Source organism: Pseudomonas frigoris, from assembly GCF_047758635.1.
Classification (GTDB): Bacteria; Pseudomonadota; Gammaproteobacteria; order Pseudomonadales; family Pseudomonadaceae; genus Aquipseudomonas; species Aquipseudomonas frigoris.
On sequence record NZ_CP180479.1, the window covers coordinates 4,464,130 to 4,480,406 of the forward strand.

Annotated in this window: 13 protein-coding genes; 8 read left to right on the forward strand and 5 right to left on the reverse strand. The window is 57.8% G+C overall.

Annotated elements, in window-relative coordinates:
- Positions 1-29: 29 nt before the first annotated feature.
- Entirely contained in the window at positions 30-3,857 is a 3,828-nt protein-coding gene (locus ACMXYH_RS20315) for a non-ribosomal peptide synthetase (protein ID WP_415764672.1), read from the forward strand.
- Entirely contained in the window at positions 3,854-5,497 is a 1,644-nt protein-coding gene (locus tag ACMXYH_RS20320) for a cyclic peptide export ABC transporter (RefSeq protein ID WP_415764673.1), read from the forward strand. The genes ACMXYH_RS20315 and ACMXYH_RS20320 overlap by 4 nt, the downstream gene beginning before the upstream one ends.
- Here the strand turns inward: ACMXYH_RS20320 and fhuF are convergent.
- A complete protein-coding gene (gene fhuF / locus ACMXYH_RS20325) occupies positions 5,488-6,234 on the reverse strand; it encodes a siderophore-iron reductase FhuF (RefSeq protein ID WP_415764674.1) in 747 nt (248 codons plus the stop codon). The genes ACMXYH_RS20320 and fhuF overlap by 10 nt on opposite strands.
- Positions 6,235-6,340: 106 nt before the next feature.
- Here fhuF and ACMXYH_RS20330 point away from each other — a divergent pair, with 106 nt between their 5' ends.
- The 4 genes from ACMXYH_RS20330 to ACMXYH_RS20345 all read left to right on the forward strand — a co-directional run bounded on the left by ACMXYH_RS20330 (position 6,341) and on the right by ACMXYH_RS20345 (position 11,293).
- Positions 6,341-8,044, forward strand: coding sequence for an ABC transporter ATP-binding protein/permease (locus tag ACMXYH_RS20330; RefSeq protein WP_415764675.1), 1,704 nt, complete (start codon positions 6,341-6,343; stop codon positions 8,042-8,044).
- Positions 8,045-8,052: 8 nt separating this feature from the next.
- Entirely contained in the window at positions 8,053-8,277 is a 225-nt protein-coding gene (locus ACMXYH_RS20335) for a hypothetical protein (protein ID WP_415764676.1), read from the forward strand.
- 3 nt (positions 8,278-8,280) lie between these two features.
- On the forward strand, positions 8,281-9,117 hold the full coding sequence (locus ACMXYH_RS20340; RefSeq protein ID WP_415764677.1) for a YncE family protein: 837 nt from the start codon (positions 8,281-8,283) through the stop codon (positions 9,115-9,117).
- Between the two features lie 721 nt (positions 9,118-9,838).
- Positions 9,839-11,293, forward strand: a complete 1,455-nt coding sequence (locus tag ACMXYH_RS20345; protein WP_415764678.1) for a tyrosine-type recombinase/integrase — start codon at positions 9,839-9,841, stop codon at positions 11,291-11,293.
- Positions 11,294-11,394: 101 nt separating this feature from the next.
- Here ACMXYH_RS20345 and copD read toward each other — a convergent pair whose 3' ends face one another.
- From copD to ACMXYH_RS20365, 4 genes are all read right to left on the reverse strand, one after another.
- Positions 11,395-12,333, reverse strand: a complete 939-nt coding sequence (copD, locus tag ACMXYH_RS20350; RefSeq protein WP_415764679.1) for a copper homeostasis membrane protein CopD — start codon at positions 12,331-12,333, stop codon at positions 11,395-11,397.
- 3 nt (positions 12,334-12,336) lie between these two features.
- Positions 12,337-12,720 carry a copper homeostasis periplasmic binding protein CopC gene (gene copC, locus ACMXYH_RS20355; RefSeq protein ID WP_149631444.1) on the reverse strand — a complete coding sequence of 128 codons (384 nt, stop codon included), beginning with the start codon at positions 12,718-12,720 and terminating at the stop codon, positions 12,337-12,339.
- Between the two features lie 406 nt (positions 12,721-13,126).
- Positions 13,127-14,515 (reverse strand): heavy metal sensor histidine kinase, encoded by a 1,389-nt coding sequence (locus ACMXYH_RS20360; protein ID WP_415764680.1) that lies wholly within the window; start codon positions 14,513-14,515, stop codon positions 13,127-13,129.
- Positions 14,512-15,207 carry a heavy metal response regulator transcription factor gene (locus ACMXYH_RS20365; protein WP_149631442.1) on the reverse strand — a complete coding sequence of 232 codons (696 nt, stop codon included), beginning with the start codon at positions 15,205-15,207 and terminating at the stop codon, positions 14,512-14,514. The genes ACMXYH_RS20360 and ACMXYH_RS20365 overlap by 4 nt, the downstream gene beginning before the upstream one ends.
- A gap of 183 nt (positions 15,208-15,390) precedes the next feature.
- On the opposite strand from ACMXYH_RS20365, the gene ACMXYH_RS20370 reads away from it, so the two are divergent.
- Positions 15,391-15,927, forward strand: a complete 537-nt coding sequence (locus ACMXYH_RS20370) for a cupredoxin domain-containing protein (protein ID WP_415767730.1) — start codon at positions 15,391-15,393, stop codon at positions 15,925-15,927.
- Between the two features lie 97 nt (positions 15,928-16,024).
- Positions 16,025-16,276, forward strand: a complete 252-nt coding sequence (locus ACMXYH_RS20375) for a DUF2933 domain-containing protein (RefSeq protein ID WP_415764681.1) — start codon at positions 16,025-16,027, stop codon at positions 16,274-16,276.
- Position 16,277: the final 1 nt, after the last annotated feature.

Below are 16,277 nucleotides of genomic sequence, written 5' to 3' on the forward strand. Positions count from 1 at the left end.
ATGTCCCACTTTTTTGTACAGGTCTCAGCATGACTCAGACTCACGAAGACACGCCGTTCGAAGGCTTCGAACTGTCGCCGCAACAGGCGCACCTGTGGCGCCTGCAACAAACTCGTCTGGCTCCGTCAGCGCAGCGGGCCACGCTGCGCATTCGCAGCGAACAACCACTGGACAGCGCACGGCTGAAAACCAGTTTGCTGGCGTTGATGCAACGCCACGAGATCCTGCGTACCCGTTATCAACAACTGCCGGGCCTGTCGTTGCCGATGCAGGTGATCGACGATTCAACCGCTGATTGGCAGGCGCTGGGAATCGAACTGCACGTGGACACCCAGTCAGCGACCTTGCACCTGCCGGCCTTGCATCTGGACAGCACCAGCCTGGGCTACCTCGGCGAAGAATGGGCGCTGGGCTATTTGAAAGCAGCGCCTCAAGAGCCACCGCTGCAATACGCCGACTACGCCGCTTGGCGTCTGGAGTCGGTGGACGACCAGGGCCGACAGTTCTGGGATGAGCAGTTCAACGCGATGGTCGCGGACGTGCCATTGCCTTGGCAGCGCCAGAACTCGGCGCCCTCCGGGCTGATCGACTCTGGCCGTCTGCAACTGCGTCTCGACGACTCGACCCTGCAACGCCTCGATCAACAGGCGGCCAGCCTCGGCGTCAGCTCCGGGACGTTCGTGCTCGCCGCGTGGTTAACCTTGTGGCAGCGCTACAGCGAAGCCGAGCGCCTGACGCTGGCCTACGAGAACCAGTCGCGCCCGGACGTATTGGGCGATGCCCTCGGCCTGTTTTCCGAACTGCTGCCGCTGACGCTCGACACCGCGCCCGAGTTTTTGTTTGCCGCGTTGTGCCAGCAACTGACCGAACGTGCAGGCCTGCTCAATGATGCCCGGGACAGCTACCCGAGCCACTTGAGCAACGTGCCGTCGCTGTCGGGCGTGGGTTTTCGCGAACTAGCGGTTGTGCCGCACAGTGCCCTGAACGATGCCGGTTGGCAGATCGAACTGACCGACAGTGTCAGCGCCGGCTGCGCGTTGCTGTTGCAGTTCCAGCCGCGTTCAGCCAGTGGTTTGTCGCTGCAGTTTGACGCCGCGCTCTACACCTCTGCCCATGTCGAGATCCTCGCCGAGCAATTGCTGAGCGTGATAGAGCACAGCCTGCGTGAACCGTCCGCCACCTTGAGCCGACTGGCAACCTGCAGCGTCGCCGAGCAACAACGGGTGACCGGCGCACTGGCCACTTCGCCGCCCCTCAGCCCGGCGCAAGAACAGCGCTATGCCGGCACTTTCGCCCTGCCCAACCTGGCTGCCTGCTTCGCGCAGGGCTCGACCATCAACGCCCAACGCCCGGCGGTCACCGGCCCGAGCGGGACCTTGAGCCACGCCGAGCTGGATCAGCGCGTCACGGCCCTCACCCAGCAACTGCTCGCCCAAGGCCTGGAACCCGGTGCGCGGATCGCGCATTTCCTGCCGCGCGACATCGATGCGATGGTGGCGCTGGTCGCGATTCTGCGGGCCGGGGCCTGCTACGTGCCAATCGATCCGGCCTACCCCACCGAGCGCATCGAACATATTCTGCGCGACAGCCAGGCGCGCCTGGTGCTGACCCATCACGCTCGTGTGCAAGACCTGCCAGCGGACTGGCAGCCGAGTGCGCTGGCGATTGATCAAGCGATGCCGGCAGTGCCGTTACGGGACGAGCCGAAAGTCTCGCGGGATCAACCGGCCTACCTGATTTACACCTCAGGCAGTACCGGCCAGCCCAAGGGCGTGGTCATCAGCCATGCCAACGCTCTGCATTCGCTGGCGGCGCGGCTGGCGGGGTATCCGCAGCCGGTGCAACGTTTCCTGCTGCTGTCGTCGTTCGCCTTCGACAGCTCCATCGCCGGGCTGTTCTGGAGCCTGGCTCAGGGCGGTTGCCTGCACCTGGCCAGCGAAACCGAACAGAAAGATCCGCTGCAACTGGCCCGGTTGATCCGCAGTCACGGCGTATCGCACCTGCTGGCCCTACCTTCGTTATACGCATTGATACTCGACGAATTGGGCGACAGCCACAGCACCCTGAATACCGCGATTGTCGCCGGTGAAAGCTGCCCAGCGGCACTGGTGGACAACCACTATCGCCGCCAACCCGACGCGCAGTTGTACAACGAATATGGCCCGACGGAAGCTTCGGTATGGAGCACTGTCGCACTCTGCGAACCCGATCAGGACGCGGGTTCCGTGCCGATAGGCTGTGCCATTGCCCACACCCGGGTGTATTTGCTCGACAGCGAGGGCGCCCCTGTGGCCCGAGGTCTTAAGGGTGAAATCCATATTGGCGGGCTAGGCTTGTCCGAAGGTTATCTGGGCCTGCCGCAGATGACCGCCGAAAAATTCATCCGGGCCAGTCATCCATCCCTCGACGGTCAACGTCTGTACCGCACCGGCGATTTCGCCTGGCAGGATGTGAACGGGCAACTGCTGTTCCTCGGGCGCACCGACTCGCAGATCAAACTGCGCGGTTACCGTATCGAGCTGGGCGAAATCGAAACCTCGCTGTGCAACGTCAGCGGCGCCAAACTGGCGGTGGTCTTGCTGGACACCACCCAGGCCGAGCCGAGCTTGCGTGCTTTCATCGAATCGACCATTCAACTTCAGGCCAGTGCCGTACGCGAATCCCTCGGGGCGCTGTTGCCGGCGCACATGATTCCCGCCGACATTCAGTGGCTGGCGCAATTGCCGCGCACCGCCAACGGCAAGGTCGACCATCGCGCCTTGCTGGCCCGTGCGCCAAACCACAGCCTCGCGGCTTATGCAGCGCCTGAAGGTCATGTCGAACAGGTGCTCGCGGCGGTGTGGCAAGAGCTACTGGAGGCCGAAGTGATCGGCCGTCACGATGATTTTTTCGCCCTCGGCGGCCATTCGTTGCTGGTGGTGCGCATGACCGCCAGGCTGCGTGCCACGCTCGGAATTGAAGTCCCGGTCAACGTGATCTTCCAGCACTCGACGCTGATCCGTCTCGCCGAGCAGATTAGCCAGCCCCACGACCATGCAGCGGTCATTGCCCTGCAGGCTGGCGCAGCAGGAAAGACGCCGCTGTTCTGCCTACACCAGCCAGCGGGCGGGGTTCACCATTACATGCCGATGGTCGCCGGTTTGCCGATGGAGATGTCGGTGTACGGCATTCCACTGCCCGAGTCGCTGCGCAACCAGGACCTCGTTGCATTGGCCCGCGAATACTTGCCGCAGATCCGCCAGATTCAGGCTCAGGGTCCGTATCGCCTGGGCGGGTGGTCCATGGGCGGATTGCTCGCGCTGGAACTGACCCGGCAATTGGAGGCGCAAGGGCAAACAGTCGAATGGCTGGGGCTGTTCGACAGCACCTTCCACGCCGAGGACGAAACGCTGGCGTGGGATGCGTTGTACGCCATAGTGCAGCAAGAATTGAGCAGCGACAGTCGCCAGCGACTGGCCGCGCTCGCCCCGGAACGCCTGACGGAACTGCGCACGGCCACGGCCGAACTGGCCCGTGTGGAGCAATTGCGTTTTGCCCTGCTGCAATGGGCAAGCGCCAACGGCCTGAGCCTCAATGCGCCGCTGGCCTATGTGGAGCAAACCCTGGATGTAATGGCCGACGCACGTCGTTGGGTCAACGGCTATTCAGTGCCCGTCGTGCGTGCCACCCTGCAACTCTGGTGGGCCGAACAGACCCTCGTCGAGCGCCCGAACCTGCCGGCGCAGTGGGACGCAATCAGCCAGCGAACCTGTCATCATCAGGTCGCCGCCGATCACGACACGATCCTCGGGCAGTCCGCCTTCCATGAACAACTCAACAAGTCGCTGGCCGTGGCCTCGACGGAAACCGTCGCATGAACCTGATTCTCTATCTCTACCGCCAATCGGCACGCCTGCTGGCGCTGGCCTCCATCACCGGCGCACTGGGCGGTCTGGCCAGTGCCGGGCTGGTAATCCTGATCAACCGCGGGCTGGCCAACCCACAGCAATTACCGGAACTGGCTTTGGGGTTTTTCGGGCTGTGTATCGGCATGCTGCTGAGCAAACTCTGCTCGGAACTGTCGCTGCTGCACCTGACCCAAAGCGCGATTTTCCAGATGCGCATCGACCTGTCGCGCAAACTGCTCGCCACCCCGCTCAAACGCCTGCAAGGCATGGGCAAACACCGCTTGCTGGTGATCCTCACCGAAGACGTGCACACCTTCACCGCAGCGTTCGAGTGGGTGCCGCTGCTGTTCGTCAACGCCGTGGTGACCCTGGCGTGCTTCGCCTATCTGGCCTGGCTATCGTGGTCGTTGCTGGCGATTCTGGCGTTGTTTTTGCTGGTCGGCCTGGTGGCGTTTCACTTGGCCGAACGCGGGCCGTTGAGCCATCTGGAACGGGTGCGACAACAAAAGGATGTGCTGTATCAGCACTTCCGCAGCCTGATCGAAGGCAGCAAGGAATTGCAGCTGAACAACGCCCGTGGCGAGGCCTTTGTCGAACGGGTCATCCGCCCGGGCGCCGACGAGTTTCGCGTGCGTTTCCTGCGCGGCATGGCCGGGTATTCGGTGGTGGCCAACCTTGGCACGCTGCTGTTTTACCTCAACCTCGGCGTGCTGCTGTTTGTCGTGCCGTTCTGGCTGCCGCAGCCGATCACGGTGCTGACCAGTTTCACCGTGACCTTGCTGTACCTGGTGCGGCCGATCTCCGACCTGATGATCGCCCTGCCCTCGCTGCGGCAGGCCAGCATCGCCCTGAACCGCATTCGCCAACTGGACGCGGAGCTGAGCACCGAAGCGCAGGTGGCTGCGCCGGTCGGTAATGTATTCGCCAGTGAAGGCCCGATGCGCCTGTTGCTCAACGGTGTGTGCCACCGTTATCCCGGCGAGCACGAGGATCATCCCTTCATGCTCGGGCCAGTGGACCTGACGCTGGAACAGGGTGAATTGGTGTTTGTGGTCGGTGGCAACGGCAGTGGCAAGACCACGCTGTCGATGCTGATGCTTGGGCTGTATGCGCCGGAAACCGGCTGCGTGGTGCTTAACGGCGTGAAAGTGGACGACGACAACCGCGAGCAATATCGTCAGCACTTTGCCGCCGTATTCGCCGACTTCCACCTGTTCGAACATTTGCTGGGCGACGACGGACCGGACGCCGAACACCGCACCGCTGAAGCGACGCGTTATGTGAAGGCGTTGGGGTTGGGACACAAAGTCAGCATTGTCGACGACCGTTTTTCCACCGTGGAACTGTCCACGGGGCAACGCAAACGACTGGCGCTGGTGTCGGCGTATCTGGACGACAAGCCGTTTTATCTGTTCGATGAATGGGCCGCCGACCAGGATCCTACGTTCAAGCGCGTGTTCTACATGGAGCTGTTACCGGAACTAAAAGCCCGGGGCAAAACCGTGATCGTGATCACCCATGACGATGCGTACTTCCAGCAGGCCGATCGGGTGTTGAAAGTCGAGAACGGCCGTCTGACCCAGGTCGAAGCCCACGCGGCTTATGCCTGATGAGGCGCTGTGATGTCAGCGCCCGGCACCAGCGGACAGTTATCGCAGTATGGGCGCGCATCACCCAGTTGGTGGTGCAGGCAACACACCTTGCGCATCAGCAACGGGACACCGCTCGGGCCGGGGGCCAGTTGCAGGAAGCCGTACAGCGGATTGCGCGTGCCATCGGCCCAGTGTCGCTCCTGGAACAGATGATCGCGCCATTGCGTTGCGTGCGGCATCTGGAAGTAATCGAGCGCGACATCGATGGCGGCCGCCACGTTGTTCCACAGCAAACGCTGGGCTACCCGCCCGGCGCTGGCCAGTGCCTGCACCAAGGGCGCCATGTCGTCAGTCAGCAGCTGTTGCGCGAAGGCCAAGGGATCGTTCAACGGTAGCGCTTCGCCGGTGGCAAACACCTGAGCCACGGGCATGCCGTTTTCCAGCGCCACATGGGGATCATGCACGATACAACGCAGATGCTGCGCAGCGGCGGCCAGCGGCAAGGCCAGCGTCACGCAGATCAAATCCATCGACCATTGCGACACCAGTGCTGCCCGAGGCGCAGCGGGATAGTAGTGGGCGTAAAGGCCCAACAATTCAGTGCAGGTTTGCGGAGCGCGAAACTCAATCAACCCACGGCCTTCGACGTTATTGCTCAGTCGGCAGGTGCTGCGCAGAAAGGCGCCTTCGAAACGAAACAACTGATCGAGCAGGGTTTCGTCGAGCATTCGGGCAGTGGTTTGAAGAGACGTCATGAGACTTCGTAACTGAGTTTGAGAACTGTTAACCTACCACGTTTTTTGAATTCCGAAGACTCAACACGGCGGGTCAACCCCCGAGTTTGCCAGGCAGGACGCTATAATGTTCATCCATGATATGAAGTTGCTGGCCGCGCCTTACTGGTCGGCTGAAGGCCGTCGTCGCGCGTGGCTGACCCTCGCCCTGGCCATGCTGGCGGTGGCCGGGATCATTGCAATTCAGGTGCGCTGGAACGAGTGGAGCCTGGGCTTTTACAACTCGTTGCAAAGTCTGGATGCTGCCGCGTTCGGCTATCACGTCGTGGAGCTGCTGGTGCTCGACGTCGCCTTCATCGCCTGCACCATGGCCAAGTTCCAAGTTCAGCAGCGACTGCTGATCAACTGGCGAGAAAAACTCACCCAAGCCTTTCTCGCCAAATGGCTTGATAGCCAGCGTTACTACCGCAGCCGCTTCCACAGCGTGACCTACGACAACCCCGATCAGCGCATCGCGGAAGACTGCAAAATCTTCGTCGAGCAGACCCTGGACCTGGGCCTGAACCTGCTTCAGGCGATCATTCTGGTGGTGCTGTTCAGCATGATCATGTGGCGTATTTCCGGCACGCTGGAATTCGAAGTCGCCGGACATGCCGTCGCCATCCCCGGCTACATGTTGTGGCTCGCCTTGATCTACGCTGTGATCGGCAGCGGCATCGCGCACTGGATCGGCAAACCGCTGATCGGGCTCAATTGCTTGCAACAACGTCGCGAGGCGGATTTCCGTTTCGGTCTGACGCGCTTGCGTGAAGACGCTGAAAATGTGGCCCTTTCCCGTGGCCAGGGTTGGGAAAGCAAGCAGTTACTGGGACAGCTGGGGCTGCTGCTGGGCAACTACGCCAAGCTGGTTCGCTCGAAAAAACACCTGCTGGGGATTAATGCGGCATATGAGCGATTCGCCTTCACCTTGCCGCTGCTGCTGGTGTCACCGCGCTTCTTCTCGCGGGAGATTCAACTGGGACAACTGACCCAGATTGCTTCGGCTTTTGGCGAAATACAGGCCTCGCTGTCGTTTCTGATTCACAGCTACCCGCAAATTGCTGAATGGCGTGCGACCAAGACGCGCCTGTGCAGTTTCTGGCGTGAACTCGACGCGCTGCCCGCCCCGGTCGACCCCGTCACCCGTCTTACGGCCGGCCTGCGGCTGCATGACTTTGCACCGCTGAACGAGCACGGTTTACCGCTGTTCGAACCGCTGACGCTGACCTTGGCACCCGGCGAACGGCTGCTGCTGCGCGGTCCTTCCGGCGTGGGCAAGACCACCCTGCTACGCTCGCTTGCGGGATTGTGGCCACGGCACCAGGGCTGCGCCGAACTGGACCGCGAGGGCCTGCTCATCCTGCCGCAGAGGCCTTATCTGCCCAATGGTTCGTTGCATGAACTTTTGCATCAAACCGGCGAGACCGGCGCTATTGAAATCGATGAGGCACGTCTGGAAACAGTGCTCAAACTGGCAGAGTTGCAGCACCTGCCGTTGCACAGCACCGATGACTGGAGCCGACGCCTGAGCCCCGGCGAACAACAGCGCCTGGCCATGGCCCGTGCCTTGTTGATTCGGCCACCGTTGCTGTTCCTCGATGAAGCCACTTCGGGCCTGGACGACAGTGCCGAGCGACGGTTGTACGAAGCGCTGGCGGCCACCGACATCACACTGGTCAGCATCGGCCATCGCGAAAGCCTCGGTGCGTACCACACCTGCGTGATCGAGGTGGTGCCCGTGGCGCTGCCCTCTGTGCCCAAGCCAATCCCCTCCACCACTCTGGAATTCTGAGGTCATTGATGTCGCTGCCAAAAAAGTGGCTGGCGTTTGCGAGCCTGACTGCGTGCCTGCTCGGGGTTCAACACGCCCAGGCAAACGAGCCGCTGCTGTACACCGTCAGCGCGACCCAAGCATTGCCCGGTGAGGGTTACAGTTGGGGCTTCGGTGCACTGGAACCGGTGAGGCCGTATCTGTTTATCGCGCGACGGGAAAATGGACTGTCGGTGTTCAATGTCGAGCAATAACGGTTGCTGAAGACACTCGACAACTCTATCGGTGCCAACGCCGTCGCGTTCGTGCCGCAACATAACCGGGCGTATGTCGCCAATATGGACGGTTCACTGAGGGTCGTGGCACTGGATCGCATGGAGGTCTTGCAGCGGTTGAAACTGGACTCAGGCAATCTCAACAACCTCCTCTACGATGCGAGTCGCGACCGGTTGATCGTCACCAGCGGTCGGCGTGGCGATCATTCGACGCTGTACTTGGTCGACCCGAAAACCGACCGGCTGACGGGCTCGGTCGACCTGCCAGCACAAAAGCTCGATGGACCGGTCATCCTTGAAAACGGTACGTTGATCGTGCCCATGCGCGATGAGGACCAAGTGGCCGTGCTGTCCGGCGCGAAGCTGGAACAACAACAATTCTGGAAATTCGAAGCGTGCAGCAAACCCAGCGCGGTTGCCATAGAGGAGTCACGCCAGCGTTTGTTCGTGGCCTGTCGGGGTGGTAACCCCATCCTGGTCGTCGCAGACCTGATGACGGGCAAAGCAGTCGCCACCCTGCCCATTGGCCGCGCGGTGAACACTCTGGCCTATGATCATGAGCGAGATCAACTGCTGGTGCCCAGTGGCGCCGATGCCAGTCTGTCGGTGATCCAGCGTGATGATCAGGGTCAGTATCGACTGCTCGGTGCGATCGGCACCCGACCCTGGGCACACAACATGGTGCTGGACGCCAAGCGTGGGCAAGCCTATCTATTCAGCGCAGACTTCACCCAGCCCGCCCCGAACCAGGACCGCCCTAAGCCCGATCCTGTGTTTCACTCCGATACCTTCACGGTGCTGATATTGAAGGCGCACTGAACCTGTCCCCTTTCTTCGCTTCGCTTGCCATTCAAGGTAAGCGAACGAAAAAGAACGTTCTCGCTCTGCCACCTGACTAGATCGAGGCGGTTCTTCATCAACATCGACTTCAAACGCTTGCTAAAAGCCCACGGCATTCCGGCCTGTGCAGTTTCAATGTGCCGATCCCGAAGAGTGCCTGGTGGATACCGTGATACGGGGGCTCATCAGTTGCTGTCGCCCAACCTGCGCAGGATGTGATAGGGAGAGATGAGTTCAGGGACCAAGGCAATGGAATTGTCAGGGCATCGAGTGCTTATCCTCAATGCACGCCTGAATGCGCGCCTGCCTTATTTGACCAGAGTCGTTACAGAGCGCCTTGGCTGGCGTCCTCCTGCATTGCCGATAAAACCCAGGACAAATTCCGTCTTTGGTATCAGCTGAAGATTCCACCCAGAGCCAGTCGTTTTGTAGGGGTAAAAACGACCAAAAATAAAAGGGGTCGTGAGATAAAATCTCGCAACCCCTTGAATTATATGATCGGGACGGAGTGATTCGAACACTCTACCCCTAGCACCCCATCTCCTTTTTCATACTTCTTGAAAGCTTCCAAAATTTTACTCTGGATTTTTCTAAGCTAGTATTTACTTGAGCTCCAGCGGTGTTCTGCTCTACGAGAGTCCAGTAACGTCCATCAAGAGCCGACGTTTTTGTGGGGGGAAAAGTAGGGGGAGTCCATTTTATGGCCAAAATTACCATCAAAGAACTCGAGTCGCTGACCGCCAACGATGCCGGCCGAATCCTCAGGGAGGATGGCAATCTGGCCGGTCGAATCTCAGTCCGTAAGGACGGTGTGTCGGTCAGCTTTTTCTATCGGTATCGGTGGGGCGAGCAGAACAAAGAGTACTCCTGCGGGTCCTGGCCGCGCAAATCCCTGACCGACATCCGCAAGGCACGCAACCAGGCCCGGGCGCTCATTGATGAGCAAATCAATCCCAACGAGCAAAAGAAAACCGCCAAGTCACAGGCATACGCCGCTGCTAACGTAGAGGCTGAACAAGTAAAAACGACGAAGGTGCAAACGCTGACCGTCCAAGATCTGGCCAAGGCGTGGCTGTTGGATGGCGTAGCGCGGAAAGATGGCAATGCTGAATTGCAGCGCCGTTTTAACAAGGACCTTTACCCAGCACTCGGCAAGACGTCAGTCAGCAGTGTTTCCGAGCACGATGTTAGGGCATTAATCCGGGCAGTCGTCAGCCGCGGTGCTCACCGACAAGCCATCAGTTTCTTCGCCGACCTCAGCCAGATGTTCAGTTGGGCTAGAAAGCGCCAACCTTGGCGGGCCTTATTGGTCGAGGGCGATCCGACGGAACTGGTCGACATCACCCCACTGATCCCTGCCGACTACGAGGCAGAAAGAAGCCGCATTCTTTCGCCGGCTGAGCTGTTGGAACTGCACAAGCGCTTCCAGCAAATGACCGCCGATTACAACGCCCTCCCCGCCGGGCAAAAGTACGAAGGCATTCGGCCGTTAAAGAAAGAAACTCAACTCGCGCTTTGGATCAGCCTGGGCACGCTGTGCCGGATTGGCGAGTTGCTCCAGGCCGAATGGAGAAATGTCGATCTGGACCAGCAGACCTGGTTCCTTCCCAGTGAAAACGTCAAAGGCACTCGCGGCAAGAAACAGGACCACCATGTCTTCCTCTCGCCCTTTGCCCTGCATTTCTTTCAGGAACTCAAGACCCTCACGGGAGACTCTCGGTGGTGCTTTCCCAACAAGCAGGATGATCAGCATGTTGATGTGAAAGTGGTGAGTAAGCAGGTCGGCGATCGCCAGGCCCGGTTCAAAAACCGTAAGGCCCTCTCACGACGGCGTCACGACGACACGCTGGTCCTTGCCGACGGCCAGAACGGTGACTGGACACCGCATGACCTACGCCGCACCGCTGCGACCATGATGCAGGCCTTGGGGGTCAGCCTGGACGTCATCGATCGCTGTCAAAACCATGTGCTGGCCGGCTCGCGGGTGAGACGCCACTACCTGCATCACGATTATGCCGAAGAGAAGAAACGCGCCTGGAACCTGTTGGGCGATCGGCTCAGTGCCGTGCTGTCCTCAAACTATGAGCACACACCGACCGAGTCGATGATGTCTTTTCCAGCGTATACCGCCACTGAGTCGCTGCCATCTTCATAGTTCAATCCTCCCGTAACGTATACGAGAGCAGGTATAGGTGAGTCACTCAGGACGGTGAATGGGCTATTGCATTCCCCCCACTGCATGTGGATTTTTGAGCTCTATTCAACCCCCATGTTCATCTCTGGGCTCAGGGTGCCTAACCAAGCGACAAGGCACACTATGATTATTGCTACCGAGAACTCCAGGGCCATACTGCGCCGCAAAACATTAACGGCGCCAGTGTATTCTCCGCTCTGGATCGATCGTTCTAAAAGTGGGCTCAAGTGAAAACGGTTCAGCGTAGCTAATACAACCATCGCTGCAAATAGTAAAATCTTCAAACACAGCAGCGCACCATAAGTGCTAAACATTATCCCATCCAATGTTGGACCTACAATGAAAAGATAATTTACGATACCCGTAATACCTAGACTCACTACGATCAATGCGCCAGCTGATTCAAACCCGGTAAGAACTCGGGAGAGAATTCGCACCTCTTGTTTGCCATTTTGAATCTTCGTGCGCAGTAGTAAAGCGAATGCGGCCAGCGCTCCCATCCAGCCCCCAGCGGCCAAAAGGTGAAAAATATCGCTAGTAAAATGTAAATAACGACGGTTGCCTTCGTCCATCGCGCCATGCCCTGTCCACGCCAGGGTAGCGAGAGCAATAGCACCAAGGACGGTAACCGCCCATAGACTGAGGGAGGGGAAGTGCTTGTTAAGTGTGACGGCTATACCGGCCAGCACCAAGGCTGCTATTCGGACCATCCAAGTTAGCCCGACGTCGGTACCAGTGATAACCATCTCAAAAATGTGGTGATGAAGCTCTGTGAGTTCTGAGACGCCGCTCATTGCTTTCGCAAGTAACAGCATAGCGGCAAGGGACAGAAGCACACCAATAACTACTGTACCAAAAAGGAGCGACTCAAAGTTCAAGACAGCGCCGGATACCCGCTCTTTTCCCCTAAGGCTATACAAGCCAAAAATTGCCAATCCAAACAGCAGCATCAGGTCTAAATAAAGAACGAACCGAAGGGCGATGTTGATTGAGTCGCTCATGGATCATTTCACTTTAAAAGAGAAGTTGCCTGTGATGGGATGAGTGTCGGAAGAGACCGCCCGCCATTCGACCTTATAAGTACCCGTGGTTAGCGGAGCGGCAGGCGTGATAACCATCATTTTCGGATCATCGCCGCCTGCGACACCAGCCTTGACGCCCATTGGGGAGTTCGGCATGCCTGGCATGTCGGTCATGATCAGTTTTGCCCCTGAGAACTGAGTCGTAAGGTTCTCAGAGAAGTGCAGCTCAATTTTTGAAGGAGCTGCCAAGGTCGAGCCTTCCGAAGGGGTGGAAGAGACTAGTTTCGGATGCGCCTGAGCAAGCGAGCTCAAGAGCAAACCAGCGGTAAGCGCAACAGCTACGGTGGTAGTTTTAAAGAATGACATGCAAGACTCCTCACAGCTTGAGCTGTTGATTCGAGGTTTGGTTGGGGGAAATCTAGTTTTTATTTCTCGATTCTTGTTAACACCACAGACGAATACCAAACGTAGGCCGCGTCCCGGTACGCACTGCACATAGGGAGTAGGTCAAGACTCCCGCGTCACAGTGCCGGTACACGATGCCACATGAAGGCCGACCGTTCGATTACAATTCAGTCAGCTTGGGGCTGTTTCGCTGGCCCAGATCGGGGTGCCATTAGGCTACTCACTTTCACTCCCCCACTGCCGGGACCGTTCAGCGGCCTGAAGACAAGTCAGTCCATCTCGGGGCAAGGGGGCGCTAACCTTTGCTCCCAATCTAGCGTTTGATCGCCGATGACGGGCAACGCTCTCACCAGAAGCACGTTGAGGTTTAGGCCCCCGTCAGGCCGGCGCCAGGGAGCTCCAAATGGAAGGCTGTTTTTCCGTTTGATGAGGTGCACCAGATCTTGCCCTCATGAGCCTCAATGATCGACCTCGTAATTGAGAGCCCCAGTCCAGCGTTGCTTGGGCTTCCTTCGCGCCGCGCCGGATCTACTCGGTAGAATCGATCAAAGAGCTTTTCAAGGTGTTCGGGCGCAATGATTTCTCCTGGGTTTTCCACGACCACCAATGTCGACAGCCCTTTCTGTTGGATATCAACATTGATGACCTGCCCCTCCGGGGTGTACCGCAGCGCATTAGAAAGCAAATTCGAGATAGCTCTGTGCAACATCAACACGTCACCCCGGACACTTCCTTGCCCAGAAACCGTAAGGTTGATACCGCGCTCATCGGCCAACAGGCGGTAGTACTCAAGAAGCTTCTCCACGACCGCCAATAGGTCTATCGGTTTGTTCTCATGCGTGATCAGACCGTTGTCTGATTTGGCCAGGAAGAGCATGTCATCGATCATCCGCGACATACGCTTCAAGTCATCCAGATTTGAATACAGATTGTCTTCGTAGTCCTCGATATCCCTTTTTCTAGAGAGCACCACTTCGGTATGAGTCATCAGATTACTGACCGGCGTACGCAGTTCGTGAGCAATGTCCGCAGAGAAATTTGATAACCGGACAAAAGCGTCATCCAGCCTGGATAACATCGCATTAAACGACAACACCATCTGCTGAAGCTCTTTTGGTACCGGCGCTAAGGGGATGCGCTCTTTGAGTGATTTGGCCGACATCGACGCAGCGACCCTGGTCACCTGCCGAATAGGACGCATGCCACTGCTGGCAACCATCCAGCCCAGTGCGGCACTGACGAGCGCACTGATCACCAACCCTATCCAGAACCATCGCTGAAGCGTCGCGAAGAAGGACATATGCTGAGTAACGTCAAAGATCAAAATGACGGTCAGTGGTTTGTCTTGCCCCGTAACGATGGCTTGTGCCGTCACCCCGCGGAACATCTGCTCTTGGTCCTGCCATTCCCAGACATTGTTGCTTGTCGTCGTGCGGAACTCCTCCGGAACATCTACTGGCCCGGGATCAGCGAAAAGCAACCTACCGTCACCATCTATAATTAGGGCCGTCAAGTCACGGTGAGCACCGAGCAACGCCTGTAGCTCAGGCTTGAAATCGCCGAATTGATCGATGCTCTTCAGCTCTCCCAAGATTCTTTGGGTTGAGTGGAGCTTTTCGTTCAGGGCCTGCTGATCCAGCATTTTGAAATGATGCCGGCTGAGGTTATTGAAGCTGAGCCCGGCAACGGTGAGCACCGCCGTTACCGCAAGCATGAACATCAAACTCATGCGGGTAGTCAGGGATAGACGGTTCATTCCGGTTCCGATTCCGAATCGGGTGCATCGAGCATGTAGCCCATGCCGCGGCAGGTCTGGATCAGCTTGACCTCAAAGTCATCATCAATCTTCGCCCTGAGCCTGCGCACCGCAACCTCGATTACGTTGGTATCGCTGTCAAAGTTCATGTCCCAAACTTGCGAGGCGATGAGCGACTTGGGCAGCACTTCGCCTCGGCGACGGAGCAGCAGTTCCAGCAGCGCAAACTCCTTGGCCGTAAGGTCTATGCGTTTGCCTCCCCGAATGGCCCTGCGTTTGAGCAGGTCAACCTCAAGATCGGCCAATTTCATAAGGGTTTGCGAGGGCACGTTATTACCGCGACGGAGCAGCGTCCTGACTCGAGCCAGCAATTCAGAGAATGCGAAGGGTTTGATGAGGTAATCATCAGCTCCGAGCTCAAGTCCCTTGACCCGATCCTCAACGCGGTCTCGCGCGGTCAGAAAAAGTACCGGGACGTCCTTCCCTGACAAACGCACCTTCTGAAGGACTTCCCACCCATCCAGGCCCGGCATCATGACATCCAGAATCAACAGGTCATATGCTTCGCTCAGGGCATGTTGAAGGGCCTCCGTACCGTTGGTGAAGCGATCGACATTGAACCCTGCCTCAGTAAGGCCCTGTTGCAAATAGATACCTATTTTCGGTTCGTCTTCAGCAACCAGAAGTCTCATGGGATGGCTCTCAAGTGATGATGAGGCTGAGTTTGCATCGAATTAGTCGAGCCAACCAGAAACTGACAGAAAAGTAATCTTGGCTTCAGCTTGATGTCAGCCAGCACTGTCTAGGTTTGGAACATGAACACTTTCACCTGCTCATCCGGCTCTCTAGCCAGCGCTACTCACTCTGAGGTTCCTATGAAAGCTAAATTTGCCATCCCGGTTATCGCTGCAATAACGCTTCTACTCGGCTCTACAGCCATGGCCAACGTGGGCCACGGGAAAGATGACAGTGGCCAGCCAGGGGCGTCTGCCGACGTTACTCGTACGATTGAGATGAAAATGGGCGATATTTTCTTTGAGCACAAAAACATTGATGTCAAACCTGGAGAGACGGTTCGCTTCGTCCTGCGCAACGAAGGTTCGCTACTGCATGAATTCAACATAGGCAAAGCAGCTGCCCATGCCACGCATCAAAAAGAGATGGCAGCTATGTTCCAGAACGGCACGCTCAGTCCTACCGGAAAAGGGCAAGACATGAGTGATATGGGACACAGCATGGGTGGTATGAAGATGGTCGGGATGGAGCACGACGATCCCAACAGCATTCTGATCGAACCAGGGACAACCAAAGAGCTTATCTGGACCTTTCCCAAGAGCACAGGTCTGGAGTTTGCCTGCAACGTTCCCGGACACTATCAGTCGGGAATGGTGGGTCAGTTTGAAGTGAAATAAACGTGGCTTGATCGATATCACAGCCTCAAAGGGAGCGTTGACTACTCTCAGTCGCATAAGTCACCGCAACTCTTGCGAGGACAGTGGGGACTACATCATGACTAATCTTCCGCATTCGGTTGAAAGCGCTCCTTCACCCTTCTGGAGGAGCAAAACGGGTGTCGTACTGATCATGCTGACTGCGATCGGGGTTTTCTACGTGGTCCGGGAACACTTCGGCCATGTTTCACCTTATCTGCCCTATCTGATCCTGTTGATCTGCCCGTTGATGCATTTTTTCGGGCACGGCCATGGCGGTCATAACCGACACGTGAGTTCGCAAACCAACAAGGATGATAAAGGAAACTAGT